At 51.4% G+C, this 22,250-nt stretch carries 18 protein-coding genes; 13 read left to right on the top strand and 5 right to left on the bottom strand.

Going from position 1 to position 22,250, the window contains the following annotated elements; translation table 11 throughout:
- Positions 1 to 8: 8 nt before the first annotated feature.
- Complete coding sequence (locus SIB38_RS03165; protein WP_412551343.1) at positions 9 to 902, top strand: ParB/RepB/Spo0J family partition protein; 894 nt, start codon at positions 9 to 11, stop codon at positions 900 to 902.
- Here SIB38_RS03165 and SIB38_RS03170 read toward each other — a convergent pair.
- From SIB38_RS03170 to rph, 4 genes are read right to left on the bottom strand one after another with little or no spacing between them, the layout of a single operon-like run.
- Positions 892 to 1,245: a YbaN family protein gene (locus SIB38_RS03170; RefSeq protein WP_412551344.1), complete on the bottom strand. Its 354-nt coding sequence runs from the start codon at positions 1,243 to 1,245 to the stop codon at positions 892 to 894. The genes SIB38_RS03165 and SIB38_RS03170 overlap by 11 nt on opposite strands.
- Entirely contained in the window at positions 1,246 to 2,403 is a 1,158-nt protein-coding gene (gene hemW, locus SIB38_RS03175; RefSeq protein WP_412551345.1) for a radical SAM family heme chaperone HemW, read from the bottom strand.
- Complete coding sequence (gene rdgB, locus SIB38_RS03180; RefSeq protein ID WP_412551346.1) at positions 2,396 to 3,007, bottom strand: RdgB/HAM1 family non-canonical purine NTP pyrophosphatase; 612 nt, start codon at positions 3,005 to 3,007, stop codon at positions 2,396 to 2,398. The genes hemW and rdgB overlap by 8 nt, the downstream gene beginning before the upstream one ends.
- Positions 3,004 to 3,717: a ribonuclease PH gene (gene rph, locus SIB38_RS03185; RefSeq protein ID WP_412551347.1), complete on the bottom strand. Its 714-nt coding sequence runs from the start codon at positions 3,715 to 3,717 to the stop codon at positions 3,004 to 3,006. The genes rdgB and rph overlap by 4 nt, the downstream gene beginning before the upstream one ends.
- Before the next feature lie 116 nt (positions 3,718 to 3,833).
- On the opposite strand from rph, the gene hrcA reads away from it, so the two are divergent.
- From hrcA to SIB38_RS03215, 6 genes are all read left to right on the top strand, one after another.
- Positions 3,834 to 4,898: a heat-inducible transcriptional repressor HrcA gene (hrcA, locus tag SIB38_RS03190; protein WP_412551348.1), complete on the top strand. Its 1,065-nt coding sequence runs from the start codon at positions 3,834 to 3,836 to the stop codon at positions 4,896 to 4,898.
- 9 nt (positions 4,899 to 4,907) lie between these two features.
- On the top strand, positions 4,908 to 5,468 hold the full coding sequence (locus SIB38_RS03195) for a nucleotide exchange factor GrpE (protein WP_168591185.1): 561 nt from the start codon (positions 4,908 to 4,910) through the stop codon (positions 5,466 to 5,468).
- Between the two features lie 53 nt (positions 5,469 to 5,521).
- Complete coding sequence (locus SIB38_RS03200; protein ID WP_412551349.1) at positions 5,522 to 6,571, top strand: TPM domain-containing protein; 1,050 nt, start codon at positions 5,522 to 5,524, stop codon at positions 6,569 to 6,571.
- Between the two features lie 151 nt (positions 6,572 to 6,722).
- Positions 6,723 to 9,245 carry a glycosyltransferase gene (locus SIB38_RS03205; RefSeq protein WP_412551350.1) on the top strand — a complete coding sequence of 841 codons (2,523 nt, stop codon included), beginning with the start codon at positions 6,723 to 6,725 and terminating at the stop codon, positions 9,243 to 9,245.
- A gap of 220 nt (positions 9,246 to 9,465) precedes the next feature.
- Positions 9,466 to 9,984: a CatB-related O-acetyltransferase gene (locus SIB38_RS03210; RefSeq protein ID WP_412551351.1), complete on the top strand. Its 519-nt coding sequence runs from the start codon at positions 9,466 to 9,468 to the stop codon at positions 9,982 to 9,984.
- Between the two features lie 5 nt (positions 9,985 to 9,989).
- A complete protein-coding gene (locus tag SIB38_RS03215) occupies positions 9,990 to 10,745 on the top strand; it encodes a sulfotransferase family 2 domain-containing protein (RefSeq protein ID WP_412551352.1) in 756 nt (251 codons plus the stop codon).
- On the opposite strand, the gene SIB38_RS03220 is transcribed toward SIB38_RS03215, so the two are convergent.
- Positions 10,742 to 11,623, bottom strand: a complete 882-nt coding sequence (locus tag SIB38_RS03220; protein ID WP_412552015.1) for a glycosyltransferase — start codon at positions 11,621 to 11,623, stop codon at positions 10,742 to 10,744. The two genes, SIB38_RS03215 and SIB38_RS03220, sit on opposite strands and share 4 nt — an antisense overlap.
- A 75-nt stretch (positions 11,624 to 11,698) precedes the next feature.
- Between SIB38_RS03220 and SIB38_RS03225 the strand changes: the two genes are divergently transcribed.
- The 6 genes from SIB38_RS03225 (at position 11,699) to SIB38_RS03250 (ending at position 22,246) form a co-directional block, all read left to right on the top strand.
- Entirely contained in the window at positions 11,699 to 13,126 is a 1,428-nt protein-coding gene (locus tag SIB38_RS03225) for a capsule biosynthesis protein (RefSeq protein WP_412551353.1), read from the top strand.
- Positions 13,127 to 13,138: 12 nt separating this feature from the next.
- Positions 13,139 to 13,798 (top strand): ABC transporter ATP-binding protein, encoded by a 660-nt coding sequence (locus tag SIB38_RS03230; protein ID WP_412551354.1) that lies wholly within the window; start codon positions 13,139 to 13,141, stop codon positions 13,796 to 13,798.
- A 357-nt stretch (positions 13,799 to 14,155) separates the two neighbouring features.
- Positions 14,156 to 16,042, top strand: a complete 1,887-nt coding sequence (locus tag SIB38_RS03235; protein WP_412551355.1) for a hypothetical protein — start codon at positions 14,156 to 14,158, stop codon at positions 16,040 to 16,042.
- Positions 16,039 to 19,473: a glycosyltransferase gene (locus tag SIB38_RS03240; protein ID WP_412551356.1), complete on the top strand. Its 3,435-nt coding sequence runs from the start codon at positions 16,039 to 16,041 to the stop codon at positions 19,471 to 19,473. The genes SIB38_RS03235 and SIB38_RS03240 overlap by 4 nt, the downstream gene beginning before the upstream one ends.
- Before the next feature lie 69 nt (positions 19,474 to 19,542).
- Positions 19,543 to 20,520, top strand: coding sequence for a hypothetical protein (locus SIB38_RS03245; RefSeq protein ID WP_412551357.1), 978 nt, complete (start codon positions 19,543 to 19,545; stop codon positions 20,518 to 20,520).
- A gap of 383 nt (positions 20,521 to 20,903) precedes the next feature.
- A protein-coding gene (locus tag SIB38_RS03250; RefSeq protein ID WP_412551358.1) for an IS3 family transposase occupies positions 20,904 to 22,246 on the top strand; the annotation gives its coding sequence in 2 pieces (ribosomal slippage) (positions 20,904 to 21,231 and positions 21,231 to 22,246; 1,344 coding nt in all).
- The last annotated feature ends 4 nt before the right edge of the window (positions 22,247 to 22,250 follow it).

A 22,250-nucleotide genomic window follows, 5' to 3' on the forward strand; every position in this document is an offset into this window, starting at 1 on the left:
GAGCCAGCATGGCCGATAAGAAAAAACAACGCGGTCTTGGCCGCGGTCTGAGCGCCTTGATGGCAGATGTGACCGAAGACACCTCACGTCAGGAAACCGGATCCGCGCCCCGTCGCGCGGATCTTGTGGTGCCAATCGAACGCATTGAGCCCAACCCGGATCAGCCGCGCCGCGATTTTACGCCGGAACAACTTGAAGATCTGTCCAACTCCATCCGCGAGAAAGGTGTGATTCAACCCCTGATCGTGCGCAAGAAAGCGGGCGATCGGTATGAAATTGTCGCGGGCGAGCGTCGGTGGCGCGCCTCTCAAATGGCGCAGCTACATGAGCTGCCCATCATCGTGCGTGACTACGACGACACCGAAGTGCTCGAAATCGCGATTATTGAAAACATCCAGCGCGCCGACCTAAACCCTGTGGAAGAGGCGATGGGCTATCGTCAACTGATGCAGAAGTTTGGCCATACGCAGGAAAAGGTCTCAGAGGCGCTTGGCAAAAGCCGGAGCCACATTGCCAACCTGATGCGCCTGCTCAACCTGCCGGATGAGGTGCAGGTCATGTTACGCGAAGGTCACCTGTCGGCCGGTCATGCCCGTGCTCTAGTCACCACCGACAACGCATCTGAGTTGGCCCGCAAAGTGGTGAAGGATGGTTTGTCGGTGCGTCAGACCGAAAAACTGGCGAAAAAAACAGGCTCTCTCGTCGAGCAAAATAAAAAATCTCGACCAAAGACCCATAAGGACGCCGACACAGTCGCGCTAGAAGGCGATCTTTCGGCCAATTTGGGCATGAAAGTTGCTGTGGATCACGTTTCCGGCGGAGAGAATGGGAAAATTACCATTACTTATCAAACCCTTGATGAGTTGGATGAGTTGTGTCGGATTTTGACGGCTACGAATTAGGCCGAGTCCAGATGAAAAAAAGTACCGCGCTCAAAACCACCATTTGAATGACCAAAACGGTGGTTTTGACGCCAACAACCAGAGAAATCCCAAAAACAAGCACAATGGACAGTGTTGCTGCCCTTTTTGCCGAAGGGCGGATCGCACCGTTGCTGTTCCAGTCTTCAATCATCGGACCAAAAGTCTTGTGCGCCAAAAGCCAATCGTGAAGCCGTTCTGAGGAACGTGCAAAGCAAAAGGCGGCCAGAAGCAGAAACGGCACTGTTGGCAGGAGCGGCAACACCACGCCAATCAAGGCCAATGCCACACAGCTCAATCCACAGATCAGCCAAATAATGCGCATTTAGTCCACCAGGAGTTCCGCCAAAACAGCGTTCAGGACCATACGTCCCTGTGGCAACACCTTAAGGTGATGATCGTTGAGTTCAATCATACCTAAAGCCTGCAACTCTGCGACACGTGGTCCCTCTAGAGGTTGACCCGCCAGAGCTTCGTATCTGCGTAAATCGACTCCATCTGAAAGGCGCAAACCCATCATCAGAAACTCGGCGGCTTGATCCACCAGAGCGACCGTCTCTTTCAAGTTCTCGCCATTTCCGGCCTCGGCTTCTTCCAACCACTTGTTTGGATTACGCCAGGTTTCAATCGCGTGGCGTTGACCATTGAGCGTCAGCCTCGCATGGGCGCCGGGCCCAATTCCCGCATAGTCGCCATAGCGCCAATAAATCTGATTGTGTCGTGATTCAGAACCTATTGCAGCGTAATTTGACACTTCATAAGGCAACATGCCGGCGTCGGCACAGATGTCTTGTGTCGCTTCATACATATCTGCAGCCAGATCGTCTTCGGGCAACCCACGCAGTTTCCCTCGATTGTACCGGTCGCCAAAGGCGGTGCCTTGTTCGACCGTCAGTTGATAGAGTGACAGGTGGTCAATTGCCATCGAGAGGGCTTCGCGCAACTCGGACGTCCAGTCTTCAAGTGTTTGATCTTGACGGGCATAGATCAGATCAAAGCTAACCCTATCAAAGGTTTTCCGCGCAATTTCAAATGCCTGTTTGGCTTCATCAACTGAATGAATACGGCCCAAACGTCTCAAATCATGATCGTTCAGCGCCTGAATACCCATAGAAATCCGGTTCACGCCGCCATCGCGATAGGCAGCAAAACGGCCGGCCTCAACCGATCCAGGGTTCGCTTCAAGGGTGATTTCCATGTCGTTTGATGTGGGCCACAGCTGGCGCACTCTTGCCAGAATGGCGGCAACCACGTCTGGGTCCATCAAACTGGGCGTACCACCGCCAAAAAAAACCGTGTTCAAAACCCGCCCGGAGGTCTGCTTTGCAACCCGATCCAACTCGCTCAAATAGGCTCTAAGCCAGCGGGATTGATCGATTTCGCGACTGACATGGCTGTTGAAATCGCAATAGGGGCATTTGGCCTGACAAAATGGCCAATGAATATACAGGCCGAAGCCCCCGTTTTGCCAATCCTCAGCCAAAACAGCCTTCCACAAAGGCTTTGAGCGCCCGTCCACGGTGGCTGATCTGATTCTTTTCCTCTTTGGGCATCTCGGCGCAGGTCACGTCGTAACCGTCTGGCATGAACATCGGATCATAGCCAAACCCGCCATCGCCGCGAATAGGCCAGACCAGATCGCCCGCCATCACGCCCTCAAACACCTCGTCATGTCCATCAGGCCAGGCCAAAACCAATGTGCATCGGAATTGCGCAGAACGTGGCGCATCTGACCCCTTGGCAGTGATTTCGTCATTGGCGCGGGTCATGGCTTTCATGAAGTCGCGGCCATTGTCGGTTTCGGCCCAATCCGCGGTGTAAACCCCCGGCGCGCCGTCCAGCGCGTCGATGGTGATGCCGCTGTCATCGGACAGGGCAGGGAGGCCGGTTGCCTTGGCTGCCGCATGGGCCTTGATGCGGGCGTTGCCCACAAAACTGTCTTCGGTTTCTTCGGGCTCCGGCAAATCCATGTCACCCGCGCCAACAACCGACACGCCATGTGGCGCGAGGATCTCTGTGATCTCAGCCAGCTTGCCGGCGTTGTGGGTGGCGACCAAAAGCTGGTCGCCCTCAAATTTGCGCGTCATGCCGTGGCTGCCTCTTGTGCCGCAACCAGCTCGGCCACACCTTTTTCCGCCAGATCCAGCAGTTCATTCATCTGCGCGCGGGAGTAAGTGGAACCTTCGGCCGACATCTGTGTTTCAATCATCTGACCGTTGGCCAGCATGATGAAGTTGCCGTCCACGCCCGCTTCGCTGTCTTCCGGATAATCCAGATCGAGCACCGGCTGACCGGCATAAATGCCGCAAGACACGGCGGTCACAGGATAAATCAGCGGATCGGTCACCACATCGCCAGCTTTCATCAGCTTGTTCACCGCCAAACGCAGCGCCACCCAGCCACCGGTGATGGAGGCACAGCGCGTGCCGCCATCGGCTTGGATCACATCACAGTCCACGGTGATCTGGCGCTCGCCCAAAGCAACACGGTCGACACCGGCGCGCAGAGAGCGGCCAATCAAACGCTGAATTTCAACGGTGCGACCACCCTGCTTACCGGCGGTCGCCTCACGGCGCATACGGGAGGAGGTGGAACGTGGCAGCATGCCATACTCTGCGGTCACCCAACCCAGACCGGAACCTTTGATAAACGGCGGCACACGCGGTTCCAAGGATGCTGTACACAGCACATGGGTGTCGCCCATCTTGATCAAACAGGAGCCTTCGGCGTGTTTGGTCACATTGGTTTCAATCGAGACTTCACGCATTTCGTTAAGCTGACGGCCGGAAGGGCGCATGGCAAATATCCTTTTCTGGGTTTGGGCTGGGGATAACCGCGGGATAAGGTTGGACGCAACCCCGATTGACCTTTGCCTTTGAGGCTATTTTATTGAGAGGACAAAGGCACGGGCGAATGACAGACAGCAGCAAAATTCTCGCAGAAATGAATGACCGCAGCCGCGAGGTGTTTCGCCGCGTGGTCGAAGGCTACCTGGAAACCGGCGATCCGGTGGGCAGCCGCACGTTGACCCGCACTTTGTCGGAGAAAGTCAGCGCCGCCACCATTCGAAATGTGATGCAGGACCTGGAGTTTCTCGGGCTCCTGGACAGCCCGCACGTCTCTGCCGGTCGCGTACCAACTCAACAAGGGCTGCGTATGTTTGTCGATGGTCTGCTTGAAGTGGGCGATCTGGATCGGGGTGATCGCAAGAAAATCGACGCCACCATGGGCGATGCGGATGGCGATGTCTCCAACATGCTTGACCGTGTTTCTACCGCGCTATCTGGCGTGACCCAAGGCGCCTCACTTGTGTTGGCGCCTAAACATGAAGCGCCGATCAAACACATTGAGTTTGTCAGCCTTGGTGCCGACCGTGCGCTGGTGGTGCTGGTTTTTGCTGACGGACATGTGGAAAACCGTCTGTTCACACCGCCGCCCGGCCAGACTCCCAGCTCCATGCGCGAAGCAGCCAATTTTCTCAACGCCGTTGCCGAAGGCCGCACGCTGAGTGACCTGGGCAAAGCCGTGCAGGAAGAGATCACAAAACGCCGTCAGGAAATCGACAGTCTTGCTGCGGACCTGGTGGAAAACGGCCTTGCCCTTTGGGCCAATGAGGAAGGTCAACAAGAGCGCCTGATTGTGCGGGGCCGCTCGAATCTGCTTGGCACCGATGAGGAAGAACAGGACCTCGAACGCATCCGCACGTTGTTTGATGACCTCGAACGTAAACGAGACATTGCTGATTTTCTCGAATTGGCTGAACAGGGCGACGGCGTGCGCATTTTTATTGGCTCTGAGAACAAACTTTTTTCACTTTCGGGTTCCTCTTTGGTGGTGTCTCCCTATATGAACGCTGATCGAAAGATCGTGGGTGCTGTTGGGGTCATTGGACCCAAGCGCCTGAACTATGGACGCATCGTGCCGATCGTGGATTACACGGCACAACTGGTCGGGAAACTCATCACCGACCGCGGTTAGAGGTGGATTATGGCTGAGCCGAAAGACAACGAGTTTCTGGACGACATCGCAGATGCTGAAGCAGAAGAATTTGCTGCCAGCTTGGACGAACTCGAAGATGAAGCTGTTGAGCTGGATGAGCTGCGTGCCGAACGCGACGAGTTAAAAGACCGCTGGATGCGCGCGCTGGCCGATGCGGAAAACGCCCGCAAACGCGGTGACAAAGCCCGCCGGGACGCCGAGCAATACGGTGGTTCCAAACTGGCCCGTGACATGCTGCCTGTGTTTGACAACATGAAGCGCGCGGTTGAGACCATCACGGACGAGCAGAAGGAAGCCTCTGCGGCGCTGATCGAAGGCATCGAGCTCACCATGCGCGAGCTGCTGAAAACCTTCTCCAAACATGGCATCGAAGTGATTTCGCCAGAAGTGGGCGACAAGTTCGATCCAAACGTGCACGAAGCCATGTTTGAAGCGCCTGTCCCTAACACCAAAGCGGGTGACATCATTCAGGTCTCTGCCCAAGGCTTCATGCTGCATGACCGCCTGCTGCGCCCCGCGCAAGTTGGCGTCAGCTCGAACCCGGGCTAAACAGAACGCAAAATGCTTGCTACAAAGCTCCCGAATTTTCGGGAGTTTTTCTTTTGCGCCACCTCACTTTTGCTTTTCTTTTCTTGTCTCTTTTGTCCGGTCCGCTTTTTGCGGTGACCTATCCGGACCGGATAGATCGGTATCTAAACGATTATGCCGATGTGCTCACCCCGGCACAGGAACAGACTATCCGTAAAAAGTTGGTGGAGCTCATGACGGAACGGGATGTCGAGTTTACCGTTCTGACCATAAACAACATGTTCAATTATGGGCATGGGGGACAGATCGAGCCTTACGCTACTGATCTGTTTAACACTTGGGGGATCGGCGATTCAGAGCGCAATGATGGCCTGCTGATGCTCATCTCAGTTGAGGATCGCCTCATGCGGATTGAGGTAGGGTCCGTCTATGGGGCGAGTCTCAACGATCCGATGAAAACCATCATCGACCGCGACATCACCCCCAAATTCAAAACGGGTCTTTTCTTTGAAGGCATAGATGCGGGTGTTTCCGAAGTCATCCAAGAGGTCACCGGAACTTGGCCGGGCGAGTTTCAAGCAAGCGGTAGCGAAAAGATTTATAATGCATCTCGCCGGTGGTTTGATCGGCTTGGGGCGTGGATTTATGCCTTATTAGTACCTGTTATTGGCGGCTTTTCGATGCTCATTCGACGGTGGCAGCGCAATCGTCCACGGCGCTGTCCGCATGACGGTTCCAAGATGGAGCGCATGGACGAGGACTGGGATGATCAGCACCTTCAGCCGGGGCAAATCACTGAGGAAAAACTCAAAAGCGTGGACTATGACGTTTGGCAATGCATGCGCTGCGATCATCAAACGATCGAAGCCTACAAAGGTTGGTTCTCTCGCTACAGCGCCTGTCGGTCCTGCGGGAACAAAACGGTTGAGTCCGACGCGACAGTTCTGGAATACGCTACCACCAGCTCCACTGGTCTAAAGAGGATCGACTACAGCTGTCTCCACTGCAACGATCACTGGTCACTGCGCAAAACCATTCCTCGCAAATCCTCGTCCAGTTCGTCGTCAGGCGGTTCTTCTGGCGGAGGGAGTTCATCGGGTGGCGGCGCATCCGGTAGCTGGTGAGACTTGGCCACGTAAGTCTATCCGGGACTCGCCAAGCGTTCCTCTTGCGTTGTTTAGGCTTATGTGGTGAATGATTGAACAGGTAAACCGCCGTTTTCTTTATAGCTATTTTTGACTAAATTTTCGGACCCCAAAAAGAGACTTCAAGGTTTTGCGCCAACAGATTTCAGCTCTATTTTCCAGGTTTTTTGTTCAGCACTTTTCCGTTTCAGGTCGGGCTACAACCTGGCGAGGGCCTGGGCGCGTTGTTTTGGGGTCGTTAGATGTTCTTTCAATTGAGAAAGGGCATCTGAGGCTAGCTGGCTGGCTCAATGCACGTTCGGGCACACTTCATGTCGGTGGGCGCCAAGTTGATATCGCAGTTGGTTTGCGTAGAGAAGACGTCGCGCAAGTCTATGGGCTCGACCCTGAAGTTGGTTTTGATTTGACGGTCCCTCTGGGTGAACTGACCGTTAGGGACTTGCGCAGCATTCGAGTGCAAATCCGCGGTCAAGGAGGCGCCGAAAAAACGTATTGGAAGGTGCTCCGTTTTCGCAGAATTTGGTGGACGAGATTTGTGATTAAGGCAAAGTTTTTCTTTGCTTTTCTCCGTTTAAGTCCGGCATGTTTGGGTTGGTTTATGACGCGAGATCCTCGATTCCGCGCGCAGATAAAACGGGGCCTAAACCTTCAAACCTATACGATTGCGAAGTCTTTGGACGAGCGAATTTTTTATCCTGCGCCGAAGACAATCAACGCGGTGTCAAAAGCCAAGTGTGTGACAATTATTGTTCCTATCTATAATGCTTTTGACCTGTTGCCGGAAATGTTGAACAGGATTGATAAACACACGGATCAACCATGGCGTCTTGTGATAATCGAGGATGCATCCCCAGATCGCCGGGTACGACCCTTTTTGCGCGATTGGGTAGAGTCCGCGATGCAACGTGGGCGACAGGTGTTCATGCTGGAGAACGGAGTGAACCAAGGGTTCATTAAAAGTGTTAACCGGGGATTTGAGGTGGCTCTGGAATGGGACGATCCGGTTATCCTGCTCAATTCCGACGCATTTGTACCTGCCGGTTGGAGTCGCCGACTTTTAGGACCAATATTGGAGTCTGATGATGTTGCTACCACCACTCCGATGTCCAACGACGCGGAAATTTTTAACGTTCCAGTAACTTGCGTTCGCAGTGATCTTCCGGAAGGAGCAGTTGATTCCATCGATTTGGTGGCCAGAGGACTAAACGGTGCCATTGAGTTGACTGAAGCGCCGACAGGAGTTGGTTTCTGTATGGGAATTAGCGTTGAATTTTTGCGGAAAATCCCGAGTTTCGATGCGGTTTTTGGTCGAGGATATGGCGAGGAAGTTGATTGGTGTCAGCGCGCACGAAATCTGGGCGGGAGACACTTAGGAGTACCCAACCTTTTTGTTGAGCACAGGGGCGGACAGAGTTTCGGCAGTGAAGAAAAACTGGCGTTAGTAACGGCCAACAATGCAATTATCTCTGAGAGGTATTTGGGCTATGACTCTGAAGTGCAAAACTTTATTGCCAACGACCCAATGAGATCTGTGAGGTTGGCGCTAGGGATGGCCTGGGCAACAGCAGTAACGCCTGAAGACCAGAGCGTGTCTGTTTACATTGCACATAGTTTAGGAGGGGGGGCAGAGCATTATCTCAAAGACCGAATTTCGCGCACTCACTTAGATCAAGGAGTGCCCGCAGTGGTCTTGCGGCTTGGAGGGGCAGTGCGTTGGCAAGTTGAGCTGATTACGTCTCTCGGAACGGTTGCCGCTACGACTCAAGATTTCGAGACGGTGTTGGAGCTGCTTTCTCCGTTAACTCGCAGGCGCGTAGTATACTCATGTGGCGTTGGCCACCCAAATCCAATGAACCTACCAGACGAGTTGTTACGTCTTAACGCAGATGGCCGACACCCCATTGAAATTCTGTTTCACGATTTCTTTCCAATTTCACCATCATACACTTTGCTGGATAGTGATGGTGTTTTCAGGGGAACACCAATAGCTGAGTGGACTGACAGAGCCCATAGTCAGCGGTCGCCGGGTGGTCAAATCCATAGTCTCGCAGAGTGGCAGTCCCGATGGGGAAGGGTTGTCGATTTGGCGGAAAGCTTGATTGTTTTTTCCAACGATAGCTCCAAGCACGTGCAAACCGCTTACCCCAATGCCGTTGATAAAATTCGCATTGCACCGCACGGATTGCTTTCGAAACTGCCGGTACTGCCAACTCCTACTGTAAAGCGTCCTGTGGTCGCCGTTTTGGGGAACATTGGCTTCCAAAAAGGGGCGGCTTTGTTGAAAGGTCTTAGTGAAGACTTGGACAAGCTGGGGGTAGGTTTGGTTGTGCTCGGAAACGTTGACCCGGCCTATCTGCCGTTGCCCCTCGCTCAGGTCCATGGAGGGTATGTTTTGGACAAACTGCCTGAATTGGTAGCACAGTATGGTATTACAGATTGGCTAATTCCTTCGATTTGGCCGGAAACCTTTTCTTATACAACACATGAGGCTTTAGCTACGGGTTACCCCGTTCATGCTTTTGACATTGGTGCGCAAGGAGAGGTGGTTGCACGGTCCCCATCCGGTAATGTAGTGGGGTTTCATCCAGACACCGAACCTGGGAAAAGTCTGGCGGTGCATTTTGAAAAATATTTTTTAGAACGGAAAATCTAGAAGCATGAAACCCAAATCTGTTTCCATTCGATCTCTGAAGTCTCGAGGCATCGAAGTCCTAAACCGAGGTGGTCTTAGTGTTACACTTCCACATCACACTGTTTTGGAGGCCCCAGGCAGTCTGAAATGGACGCAATATGAGCACTCAATCGAACTCGGTGCCTTTTCTTACCAAGTATCTGGATACTGCTTCGCCGCTCGAATAGGTCGTTACTGTTCTATGGGCGAAAACGTTCAGATTGGCCGTCAAAATCACCCTACCTCTTGGGTGTCTACTAGTCCTGCTTTCTATCTGAGGGATGGATTATTTGACCTTCCAGATAAGGGCTTTTCTGGAGCGTCAGAGTACCACAAATATAAGTTTGAGTTTGAAGGGCCGCCTACGAATGTACGTATAACAAAAATTCGCAACGATGTTTGGGTGGGACACGGGGCATACATAAAGGCGGGTGTCACGATTGGCGATGGAGCGATTGTCGCTGCTCATTCAGTCGTAACCAAAGACGTGCCGCCTTATTCAGTTGTGGCTGGAAACCCCGCCGTGATCAAAAAAATGCGTGTGGCCCCAAAGTTAATTTCACCACTACTTCGGTCACGTTGGTGGAGGTATGCTCCTTGGCAAATCGATCATCTTGATCCATCCGATCCCGCAGAGTTTGTGCGAGGCATTAATCAGATGGCGAGTGATGGAGTGGAGGCCTATCCTTTTGACAAAGTCGACCTTCGTTTAGGATTGTAAGCGCTATGAACAAGCGCACGGTTGTATTCTTACATATTCCGAAAACCGCAGGTCAAACCGTTCATTCCGAGTTGGTGCGTGTGGTCGGTAAGCGCGCCACGAGCCCTGTGAGAGTACATACTCAGGCGTCACCCACAGAGCAGTTTCCATCGGGGTTCCGGCTATACTCTGGACATTTGGATTGGATTTGTTTGAACTCCTTGCCGCACGATCGGTTTGTGTTCTCAGTTCTTCGAGATCCCAGAGAACGAATTGCATCGTTCTACTTTTATTTATTGGATAAGGCTGAGAAGCTTAGTCCAAAGTCTCTGCTTTTGCCTGAAAACACAGGAATGCGGAACATTCTGAGGCATAGCACAGACGATTACTTTTTCAGCGGATCGCCTCAGTGGCGACGATTCATTCGTGATCACTTTGACAATTTTTATACGGCGTATTTCGCGACACGAAAAATGCGTGGATGGAGTGAGATATCAAAATTAAAAAAAACAGAACGCATGGGGTTGGCATTGGCTGGTGCAAAGGAGCTGGATGGAGTTTACGACGTCAAGGATTTAGCGCGATTGGAAGCTGATCTTCTCGACGTATTGGGCAAGTCAGTAAATCTGGTCAACAATCGCGTGAACCCGGGACCGCATAAAATAGGCAATGAACGTTGGCCTGAACTGATGGCCAGACTGGAAAGTGATGAAAGTGTTTCCAGATTAGAGAAAATGGCAAACTTGGATACGAAACTGATGTCGCGTTTGTTGGTGTGCTAAATTCGGCGTGTTGCAGCCAAAATCTGAAGAACTCGATCGCCCTTCCATGTTTGGCGGTAAAGGCCGATATCGAGTGGGGTTGGCCTTCTTCCGAGAGCTTTGCGCCACGAAATAGTCGCGTTCAACTGTGCTCTTGCCTCAGAAGTTAAATGCTCCTTTGAAGCTTCCAATGCAGTGAGGTTTGCATCCATCCAAAGTGCGTATGTCCCATTCTTGAGCATTTCTGCTCGCTTGAACATTTGACGGTCGCCAGCTCCGAGGAGGTTTCTACGGTGCTGGCGATAGAGGATGCTTGGCTCAGGATCATTGAAGATATGCAGACCAGCCCCGCTGGCTAACAAATAGATCCACCAGTCGTGGAACGGCACATTTTGGGCTTCTGTCGACAAATCTCGAATAAGGTCGGTTGCCCCGGGAGTAAGAACAAGAGTGTTGCCCGCTAGGACGTTTTGTACCAACGCGTTACCGAAACCCAGGGGGCGATTAATTAGAGGCGATGGTCCGAGCTCCTTGCCGGCAGCGTTTATGTGAATGCTACGGCTCGCATATACACCGCATCTAACGTCCTTAAGGTGTGCAACGGCTCGAGACAGTTTTTGCGGCAGCCAAATGTCGTCCTGATCAGAGAAGGCTACCCACTGTCCAGCCAATTCTGGGTTTGCGAGAAGTGAGAGAAAGTTCGCTGCGGCACCGCGCTTCGGCCCCTTGACCGGTGTCATTGTGCGATCGGAATTTGACGTGCAAAAGTTCTCAAGCTGTCCGAAAGTCTCGTCGTTAGAATGGTCGTCGCTTAGCCACAGGCGCCAGTCTGTGTGATCCTGGTCCAAAATCGACTGCAGCTGGGGAGCCAAAAACGGGGCGCCGTTAAAAGTACACATCAGTATGTTAATCTTTGGCACGAGAGCATTCCCAAATGGGCACTGGCGGTTTGCCGGCACCTTATGTAGAATCTAGTGGCATTTATCAATTTTTATAAGGCACGCCTTTTGACTGGCTCCGATTCATCCCCACTTCCCGCTCAACTAGCCTCTGTCGCTAAGAAGAACGGCAAATCTAATGGTCCCACAAAGGCCTCAAAAGAATTAAGCGAAGCCGAACGTAAGGCGCGAAAGCGGAAGAAGGTTTTGGCTAGGAGAGCTGAGGCAGCAAAACAGGCAGAGAACTCTTCTGCTGTTCAGAAGGTTGAAAAACTGGATGAGGACGATCCCGTACCTGCTACCGCGACGGCAAATGTAACGGTTGCGCCGCCAGCAGCGCCGGAGCGTGTCCGCAGCCGTCATGTGCTTGTAGTGATCAGTTTTCTAGTCTTTGTGGTCGGCACCACGGGGCTATCGGCATGGTACCTTTGGGAACGAGCCGCGGATCGATATGTTTCCGTTGCAGGATTCTCTGTTCGAACCGAAGAAGTTGGATCTGCTGTAGAGCTACTGGGAGGCGTCGCTGAACTGTCCGGTTCATCCTCTTCAGACACTGATATTCTTTACAAATTTATTCAAAGCCAAGAGTTGGTTGAGGCAGTTGATGCCGAGCTGGATTTACGTAAGTTGTGGTCCAAAGCTGATCCTGAAATAGATCCAGTTTTCAGTTATCACCCTCCAGGCTCCATAGAAGAGTTGACCGATTATTGGTCAAGGATGGTGAGCGTTTATAACGACAGTGGAACGGGCTTGATTGATCTGGAAGTACAGGCCTTCACACCGCAAGACGCGCAAGATATTGCGCAATTGGTTTATGATCACAGTTCGCTTATGATCAACCGACTGTCAGCGATCGCGCGAGAAGACGCCACTAGCTACGCGCGTGAGGAGTTAGATACAGCCGTCGAACGCCTGAAGGCGGCGCGAGAGGCCATTACACGCTTTCGCAACTTGAACCAAATTGTATCCCCGGAATCGACCCTTCAAATTCAAACCGGTCTGTTGTCCTCTTTGGAAATGCAACTGGCGCAAGCGTTGATCGATGGTGACATGGTTCGCCAGACAACCAATAACGCCAACGATCCTCGAGTTCAGGAGGCAGAAAGGCGCCGTGCGGTGATTGAGGAACGGATCCGGCAGGAACGCAACAAATTGGGACTCGGCGAAGACGGGAGTAGCGAGGGTAATGCCGCGTTTGTCAATTTGGTAGGCGAGTTTGAACGCCTGACGGTTGATCGACAATTTGCAGAACAGGCTTATGTCGCCGCTTTGGCAGCTTTTGATGCCGCGTTAGCAGAGTCTCGTCGAAAGAGCCGGTATATTGCTGCGCATGTGCAGCCGACTTTGCCTGAAACCGCTATTAAACCTGCCCGTATCGAAACCCTTGGTTTGGTAGCTTTGTTTAGTATTCTGGCGTGGTCCATTGTTGTTTTGATTGGGTACTCTCTACGAGATCGGCGTTAAAGCTCTAAGTCGATGATTGTTCTAAAAAACCTTACCAAAATCTATCGGCTTCGCGGCCAACGAAAGATCGTGATGGACTGTATCAACGCGGTTTTTCCTTCCAATATGTCCGTCGCGTTATTGGGTAGGAACGGAGCGGGAAAATCTACTTTACTCAAAATGATTGCCGGGACAGCCGATGTGACTTCTGGTGAAATTCTGAGTGATGGCCAAATTTCCTTTCCGGTTGGCTTTGCCGGATCATTTCATCCGGATCTGACTGGTGCGCAAAACACGCGGTTTGTGGCCCGAATCTACGGCGTAGACACTGAATCCTTGAGTGACTACGTGCAGGACTTCGCGGAACTCGGCTCCCACTTTCACCTGCCAATAAGGTCTTACTCTTCGGGCATGCGGTCTCGGTTGGCTTTTGGTGTTTCTATGGGGCTAAAGTTCGACACTTACTTGATTGATGAGATTACAGCTGTCGGCGATGCAGCTTTTAAACACAAAAGTCGTGCTGTGTTTTTGGATCGAATGGAGACGTCTGGTTCCGTTTTTGTCAGTCACTCGATTGGTATGCTTCGAGAAATGTGTCAGGCGGGCGCGGTGTTGGAGAACGGAAAGCTGCACTACTTTGACGATGTCAATGACGCCATAGAGTGTCATTCACAGAATATGAATATTGGTTAATTAGTTTCGTGGTGACCAAGTTCAAAGTGAGGAGGGAACCACGAGCATATTGTTGTTTGCTGATAGAGAGTGCCAATCGCCCAAATCGTTGTCGCGAGTGCAACGGCACCAAAAAGGTTCCTTTGCCAATGGTGTGACAGGTTGCACTTTAAGTCGCTGTTGACTAGAGCTTCCCCATATTTGAAGCGTTATACAATTTCAGACTAGCTATTCGAGGCACAGATGGCATCCGGCAAAACCACATCTTCCGCGTCGCATTCACGTACAGCGTTAGTTGTCTTGGGTATGCATAGGTCTGGCACCAGTTTGATGACCAGACTCCTGAGCCTGTTGGGAGCGGATCTGCCCCAAAACCTGATGGACCCGAGCAATAACAATCCGACAGGATACTGGGAATCTCGAAAGGTGCGCGAATTTAACGACAAACTATTGTCGTTGATTGGATCACGTTGGGATGACTGGCGCGCTTTACCTGAAGGCTGGGAAGCGTCTCATAAAGCTAAAAGTCTTGTGACAGAAGCAGAGGATCTGCTGGCGAACGAGTTCGGATCGTCTCCTTTTTTAGTTCTAAAAGACCCGCGCATTTCTGTACTCATGCCGTTTTGGTCTGCTTCTTTGTCGCGAGCCGGTCTAGATTTTCGACCAATTCTTGCTTTGCGCAATCCCTTGGAGGTTGCGGCTTCGCTTGAGCAAAGAAACGGGTTCCCGACGGAGCTGTCTTACTTACTTTGGCTGCGGTACATGTTGCAGGCTGAAGCATCGACGCGCGGAATGGCACGGGCCGTGTTAAGTTACGATGACGTGATGAAGAATTGGGCCGGTGCGATTGATCGTCTGACTGGCGACCTAGACCTGAAATGGCTCAAAGGGGTCGCGCAAATAAGCAACCAAGCCAATGCGCTGATCTCTTCTAAGTATCGCCACCATAAGTTTGACGCTGCAAGTTTGGACAGTCCTCTGATCTCGCGGTGGCTTCGGGAAACTTTTGATATTCTCAAGAATTGGTCCCAGAAAGGTGAGCGTGAGGAAGACTACGGCAAACTTGATGCGATCGCTGCAGACTTGAACAATGCGGCGCCTGCCTTTGCGCCACTTCTCGACGAGATGCTCGCGGTTAAGGCAGAGCTTGCCAAAAAGAAGCAGGTTATCCAAGCGAACCGAGATCGCATCAAAGAACTGGTCAATGCAGAGCGAAAGGCTCAAGCCGAACTGGAGCAGTTTGTCTTGCATCAGGAAGAGGGAATAACTCTTCAAGATCGCGTTATGCAAAAGCTACAAGAGGAAATAGAGTTAGAGTCACAGCGCGCCGACCAAGCGGAAGAAAAGTACCGCACCCGAGAGCGGTCCAAGACGAAGGCGCAGACCAAAAAGTTGCGCAAGCAAATTGCCGATTCTGAGAGTGAGTTGAGCAAGTCGCAATCCGAAGTCTCTAAATCAAGCGAGGCTTTAAGGCAGGTCGAAACTGCGTTTGAACGTCAGACTTTAGAGCTCGCTGAAACACAACACATTCTGACAATGGCAGAGACCTCTGTGGCTCAAAAGGATGCAGAACTTGCCGACACTCGAAAAGAGCTCTCCGACAGCAGCAAGGCGGTAACTGGACTACGCAAAGCGCTAGATCAATCTAGACAATATGCGATGACCTTAGAGTGGATCAACGAGAGTCTTAAACGAGAAGCAGACCTAGAGCACGCGCACGTCCAGACTTTGACGCAACAAAATGCGCATTTGTTAAATGACCAGGCGAGAGCCAAGGAAGCTGCCGTTAGAACGCAAGCTGAACACGAAAAGAATATTGGGAAGTTGCGCTCTGAACTAGCTGTCACAAAGTCTAATGTCGGGACTCGTCATTCAGAATTGGCGCAGATGACAAACCTGTTGATGCAAGCCGAAGCCAAACTGCAGCAAGCAGAAGGCGCCCGCATTGCCGCGGAAGCATGCCAAGCTGATTTGAATGTGATCCTCGCGGTGTTGATGCCTCTCCGCCGGAGCCGCCGGTTTTGGCAATCAAAAGAGACACGCTTACAAAGAGAAATCGAAGCGGTTCGTCGCACGGGTTTGTTTGATGCGGATTGGTACCTTCGAACCAACTCTGATGTCAAAGAGGCCGGTATGGATGCGCTGAAACACTATGTACTTTTTGGCCTCGCGGAAGGCCGCCCGCCGCGGGATCCAATTCCGGACAGCGGTATTCATGATCACAATTTAATTTCTACAAACGATTTTTCGGGAACTCAAAAATGAAGCTACGAACCACGCCAGTCCCCGTTTCCGCAGTAACAAGTCAAAACGATCTGGATCTTGTTCGAGCGTCAGAGTTGTTTGATCCCATTTGGTACACAACTGAATATCCAGACGTTGAGTTGCTAAAGATTGATCCAGTGCAACACTACTTGTGGCTCGGCGCGCGCCTAGGCCGGAATCCCTCGACCTCTTTTGATACCGTTGCCTATTTGAATGCCAATGTGGATGTAGCAGAATCGGGTACTAACCCATTGCTGCATTTTCTCAAGGCTGGCCGTGATGAAGGCCGTTGGGCTATTCCAACTGCCCAAAAACTGAACGCTGATATTGTGCCGGGAATCGAGGTGCAAGGTGCGAAGTCTAAACCAACCATGAATTGGGTAATGAATCCTGATAACGTTGGATGGGCATATGGAAACAACGCCCGCATGCTTTCTGCCGAGTTGCCCGAGTTCGAGCACATTATTGATGGGCATGACATCGAAACGGATGTTGCCTTGTACTTCGATATTAAGATTTTCAAGCGACGTGGTCGCTCGGCAAAGCGAAACATCCTTCGAGTTGGCGGACCACGTCCGGTGCACCTGACGTACGGCGATGACCACGAGAAGCTGCGAAAAGATATTGCCGTGTTTGATGGTGTTATTGTCCTAAACGAACACCTGTTCGAAATTTTCTCACCGCTTCATCCAAATGTGCACCTCATTCCAAACGCCTTAGATTTGCATGAGTGGACCCCCTCACGACTGCAGCAAAAGGAGCGGCCTTTCACGGTGGGCTTTGCGGGCAATCTGTCCACGACCAAGGAAGCGCATATCAAAGGTTTCCGATTTGTTGATGAGGCCTGTAAGCAGCTTGAGCTGCCCTTGGTCAAGCTCAGTAAGGGAACAGACCAAATTGCACGGGAGGACATGAAGAAAAGGTTCTATGGCGAGATTGATTGCCTTGTGCATCCAGTGGCGCCGGGCAAAGAAGGTTGTTCCAATGTGGTGATGGAGGCGCTCTCCATGGGGGTCCCGGTTCTGACCACCAAGGCCGCTGGTTTTCATGCTGAAAAGATCAAAGATGGAGACGGAATTCTCTATATCGAACGTGATACAAAAAAACTGATAAACCGCATCGAGAAACTACGAGGTGAACCAAAGCTTCAGGAACGAATGAAGCGGGAAGCTGTGGCTTTCGTTCAAGAGCATCACGATGTAAAGAAGACTGCGAGAGCTTATTTTGATGTTCTCGCGCCGGAGGGTTTGCCTCGGGTAAGTTGTCCTAAAGTGGCCTTTGTTCCATTTTGGGAGCCTGCCGCAAATTTTGCATCGTCCAGGCTTCGTTGCGCACAACCAGCTGAACTGCTGACAGGCAGCAGTGTGATGAATGCCAGCATGCAGGGTTTGAGCTCAGACACAGAGATCGCCATTGTGTCTCAATTGGCGTCAGATGAAACGATGCGTTTCTTGGAAGAGAATCCGCAAATCGCACTGATCTACGATGTGTGCGACCGTTACTTTGAAGATGATCGGCAGGTGGGCGGCGTCCACGCAAAAAACCGGTTTTTCGAACTGGCGAAGCGCGCGGATGTGATTGTGGCCTCTACGGTCGCCTTAAAGAAATCCATCGTAAAGATCGGCTTGCAAAAGCCTATTGTCTATCTTCCAGACGGCGTTGATTATCGAGAGCAACGTGACGCTACGCTAACGGACCTTAAAGGTCCTGTGCTTTGGTATGGTAATCCCGGGCGCAGCAATTTTGACAGTGCTCGTTGGATGATTGATTTTGTCATGTCCAAAACTGATCGCGGCATGAAATTGATTTCAAGAAAGCGATCCTTCAATCACATTGCGAAGACCGAAGATCCGGCTTTTGAACCTTATGTCGATATTTGTACGGACTGGGCCTTTGACACGTTTGTTAAGGAGATGCGTGAGGCCTCGGTTTGTGTCCTGTCTCATGGTGCAGAAGAGCAGTCCAAGAGTCCCAACCGACTGATCACAGCGATTGCCAACGGCGTTCCTGTCATTGTGAGCACCGCACCCAGTTGCGCCAGTCTCTTGCAGGCTGGTGGGATGACGTGGGCAATTGTCAAAAACGAAGAGGAGCTTGACGCTGCTCTGAAGAAACTGGACGATCCCGAAGTCAGAAACGAATACATGCGGGCAATGCAAAAGGTTGTCGAGGATCGTTTTGGGGATGCCTCAATTCATAAAAAGTATGAAGCGTTGGTGCACACATGCATTCCTAGGCGGCGTGTACAGCCTGAGGCATCTCCGTTGAAGGTGATGTTCATTTCTCACAACCTTAATGTTGGAGAAGGTGCGCCTACCAGCTTGATGCAGACTGTCTTAGGTTTGAAGCAGGCCTACAACATCAAACCGGTCGTTTTTGCGGTGATTGATGGGGCTCTCCGACAGACCTATGAGAATGCAGGGATAGAGGTGATTGTACCCGAGCTCGGTGTTACTAGCCGTCTGGCAACAAAAATTATTTCTCGAACATACGAAGAAATGTCATCTGCTTTCCGGGATGCGCTGAAGTCTTGCGAGATTGATGTAACCGTTGCCAATACAGCCACCAGTTTGTGGTTTGCCAGTATTTCAGAAAGTGCCGGTGTGCCCAGCATAGCGATGATCCGAGAAAGCTCGAACGAACATGTAGCGTTTAATTTTGGACCTGATCCGGTCATGGATGTTTGTAGAGCTGGTTTGGCACAGGTGCACAGTACGGTGTTTGTTTCAGATCACACCCGCAAACTTTGGCAAGGAAGCCATAGTATTGAAGACGCGCACCTTATTCCAAATGGCATTGATTTGTCTCATTTCGACACTGTTCGTGCCAGCGATAAAGCTCGCCTTCGTAAAGAGCTTGGGATTCCGTCAAGCGGAGTCATGATGGTTTCTGTAGGGTCAATCAATGCTCGAAAATCTCAACGAGACATCGTGGAGGCTGTGGCGGGGCTGCCCAAAAAGGTACAGGCAAAGATGCGTTTAGTGTTGGTTGGTGCGAAACCCTCCGCCTATCTGACGGCTCTCAAAACACGCATTGCCGAGCTTGACACAGATTTGGCGAACCGCATCCACATAATTCCAGAAACAGACAATGTTGCGCTTTGGTATCGAGCCGCAGATATGTTTGTGTTTGCATCACACAATGAGAGTTACCCCCGTGTAATAGTCGAGGCGATGTCATTTGGGTTACCTGTGGTCTCTTCTGCGGTCTTTGGAACGCAAGAACAGATCGTTGATGGGGAGAGTGGATTGCTATTTCCCATTGGCGACATAGACAGTTTGAGGGCAAGTCTGCGTTGGATGCTGGAAAATGCTGATGATCGCGTTAGGTTTGGTGTACAAGCCGAGACACGGTTTTGGGAGCTTATGACCTATTGGGAAATGGTTCACAGTTACGCGGTGATCATTGCTAACAAAGCTCACGTTGAGTAGCGCAAAAAAATTACAGCATGTCCTCTTGGAAGGATGAGTGCGGCGAAATGAGATGGAAAAGATCTTACAATGAAAACTCTCTACTTGCACATCGGCCTGCAAAAAACTGGTACATCTACCGTCCAGATGTTTTTTATGCACCCCAAAGGTCCACTTCAGGCAGCAGGTATCGATTGCTTGCAGCAAGCGATTGCGCCAAACCAAGCCCATCACAACGCAGCCTGGGACATCGGAAAACACAAACGGTATCGCCCGGATCTTCCTGGATTTTCGGAGCTTGTGGAGGCAGCACGGGCTTCCGAGAATGACCGTCTGTTTGTGAGTTCAGAAGACTTTAGCTTGATTTCCTCGAGCCAAGTTAAGCGTGTTGCCGAAAGTCTGGCAGATTTTGATGTTCGGCCAATACTTTGCTTGAGAAATCAACTCACCTGGTCTGAGTCCATATTCGCCCAGGCGTGTAAGCGGGGCTACACGCAATCTTTTGGGAACTTTCTAAAAACGCTCCGAAAGAACGGGCGCACTGATTTTTTCAATATCTACGACGCGTGGGCGAGCCAGTTTGGTCACGATAAGATGACTGTGATGATTTACGAGAATTATTCGGATATCAGCGATGCTTTTGCTGAGTTACTTGATGTAAAAGTTGAAGCCCAGCCTGCTCGCAAAAATCAATCTTTGAACGAACGGTTTGTCAAAGCTAGCCAAACAGTTACTGAGAAGTGCCTCGCCGGTAAGCTTGAGTTTGATGGGCAAGTGATACCGGACAGTATGGTCAATGACGTGTCAAAAGTCATGTTGGCAGTCGGAACTCATCACCCCCAGTTTCGTGGAAGCCCTGTGTTCCTCAAACGCAAGGCCGCTCAAGAGTACCTGAATCGTTTTGCGGAAATGAACCGGAAGATTGGGGAGAATGTCAGTCTTCCGGACAGCTATTTTACCCTGCCGGATAGCCGCAGAAAACCACGGAAGAGCTATGATCTGGACGTAGATTTTCTTGTTGAATGCGTTTTCAATAACGAAGCGATATTAAAGAAGCTGGCTGCGTAGCGGCAAGTCGCAGTTTCGGCCTTTCAAGGCAGTAGCTTCCAGTATCATTCAGGTCTGCCCCGCCAGCATGTGGTGGGGCGTCAAAGCGAGTTCCAACAGCGCTTTTCGCAGGGCTCGAAAACCTCCTAGCGTAAACCCGTGATCGATGCTCAGGTGTATTCAAGTTTAGAACTGTGAGATCTGGATACACTCTTTAGAATATCGGAATAGTTACTAACGCTATCGCAAGAAAGTAGAGTATCTCTTACGTGATCTTGCCACGATGAGTTTCAAATGGCTTTTTGCTACTCGCAATGTTGTCTGACGTCAGCGCTAATGGGGCCAAATAGGGCGATTTGATAAGAGAGTGTTTCTGGCTCCTCGTGACCACCGAGGAGTGGACGATGAGAAAGAAAACTAAGAGCCCTGGCGAGAAGATCGTCAAAGACATTAAACGGGCAACCCGCAAACAGTATTCAGCTGAAGAGAAGATCAGGATCGTGCTGGATGTCCTGCGTGGCGAAGATAGCATTGCTGAGCTTTGCCGCCGTGAAGGGATTTCCCAAGGTGTTTACTACAAGTGGTCGAAAGACTTCTTAGAAGCCGGGAAAAGGCGATTGGCTGGCGATACCGCCCGCGCGGCCACGACCGACGAAGTCAAAGACCTGCGTCGTGAAGCCCGCGATCTGAAGAAGGTCGTGGCCGAGCAAACGCTGGAATTGCGTCTTCTCAAAAAAAGCATGATCGACAATGGGGGCGACCAAGAATGAGGTATGCCGCATCAGAGAAGTTGGAGATCATCCGGTTGGTCGAAGGCTCACATCTGTCAGCGCGCCAAACGCTGGCCAAACTTGGTATCCCGCGCACTACGTTCTATCGTTGGTATAACCGATACCGGCAGCGCGGCGAGGCCGGGTTGCAAGATCAATCCCCCAAGCCAAAGCATATCTGGAACCGCATCCCTGACGAGGTGCGGCGTAAGGTAGTTAAGCTGGCCCTGAAGGAAACGGAGCTGTCACCACGAGAGTTGGCGGTGACCTTCACGGATCGACAAAGCTATTTTGTTTCAGAGGCTTCAACATATCGGATTCTGAAAGCACATGACCTGATCACCAGTCCCGCCTTCATTGTGCTCAAGGCCGCCAACGAATTCAAAGACAAGACAACAGCCATCAACCAGCTTTGGCAGACCGACTTCACCTATCTCAAAGTGCTGGGGTGGGGTTGGTTCTATCTCAGCACGATCCTGGACGATTACAGCCGCTACATCATCTCGTGGAAGCTTTGCACCAATATGAGGGCTGAGGATGTCACGGATACCTTGGACCTGGCTTTGCAGGCTTCCGGCTGCGACCAGGTTCACGTCGTTCACAAGCCGCGACTGCTGAGCGACAACGGGTCAAGTTACGTCTCTGGCGATCTGGCAGAATGGTTGCAGGACAAAGGAATGAAGCACAGCAGAGACGCACCTTATCATCCCCAGACACAAGGTAAAATTGAGAGGTGGCATCAGACTTTGAAGAACCGCATCCTCCTGGAAAACTACTTTCTTCCCGGCGATCTCGAAGCTCAGATCGAAGCCTTTGTCGATCACTACAACCACCAACGCTACCACGAGAGCCTGAACAACGTCACACCTGCCGATGTCTACTTCGGCAGGGACAAAGCCATTCTGGATCAACGAGAAAGGATCAAACAAAAGACGCTCGAAGCGCGACGCTTGCATTACAGCCAGCGCGCCGCATAATCAA

It is taken from the genome of Shimia sp. MIT910701 (assembly GCF_047126315.1).
Lineage (GTDB): Bacteria > Pseudomonadota > Alphaproteobacteria > Rhodobacterales > Rhodobacteraceae > Shimia.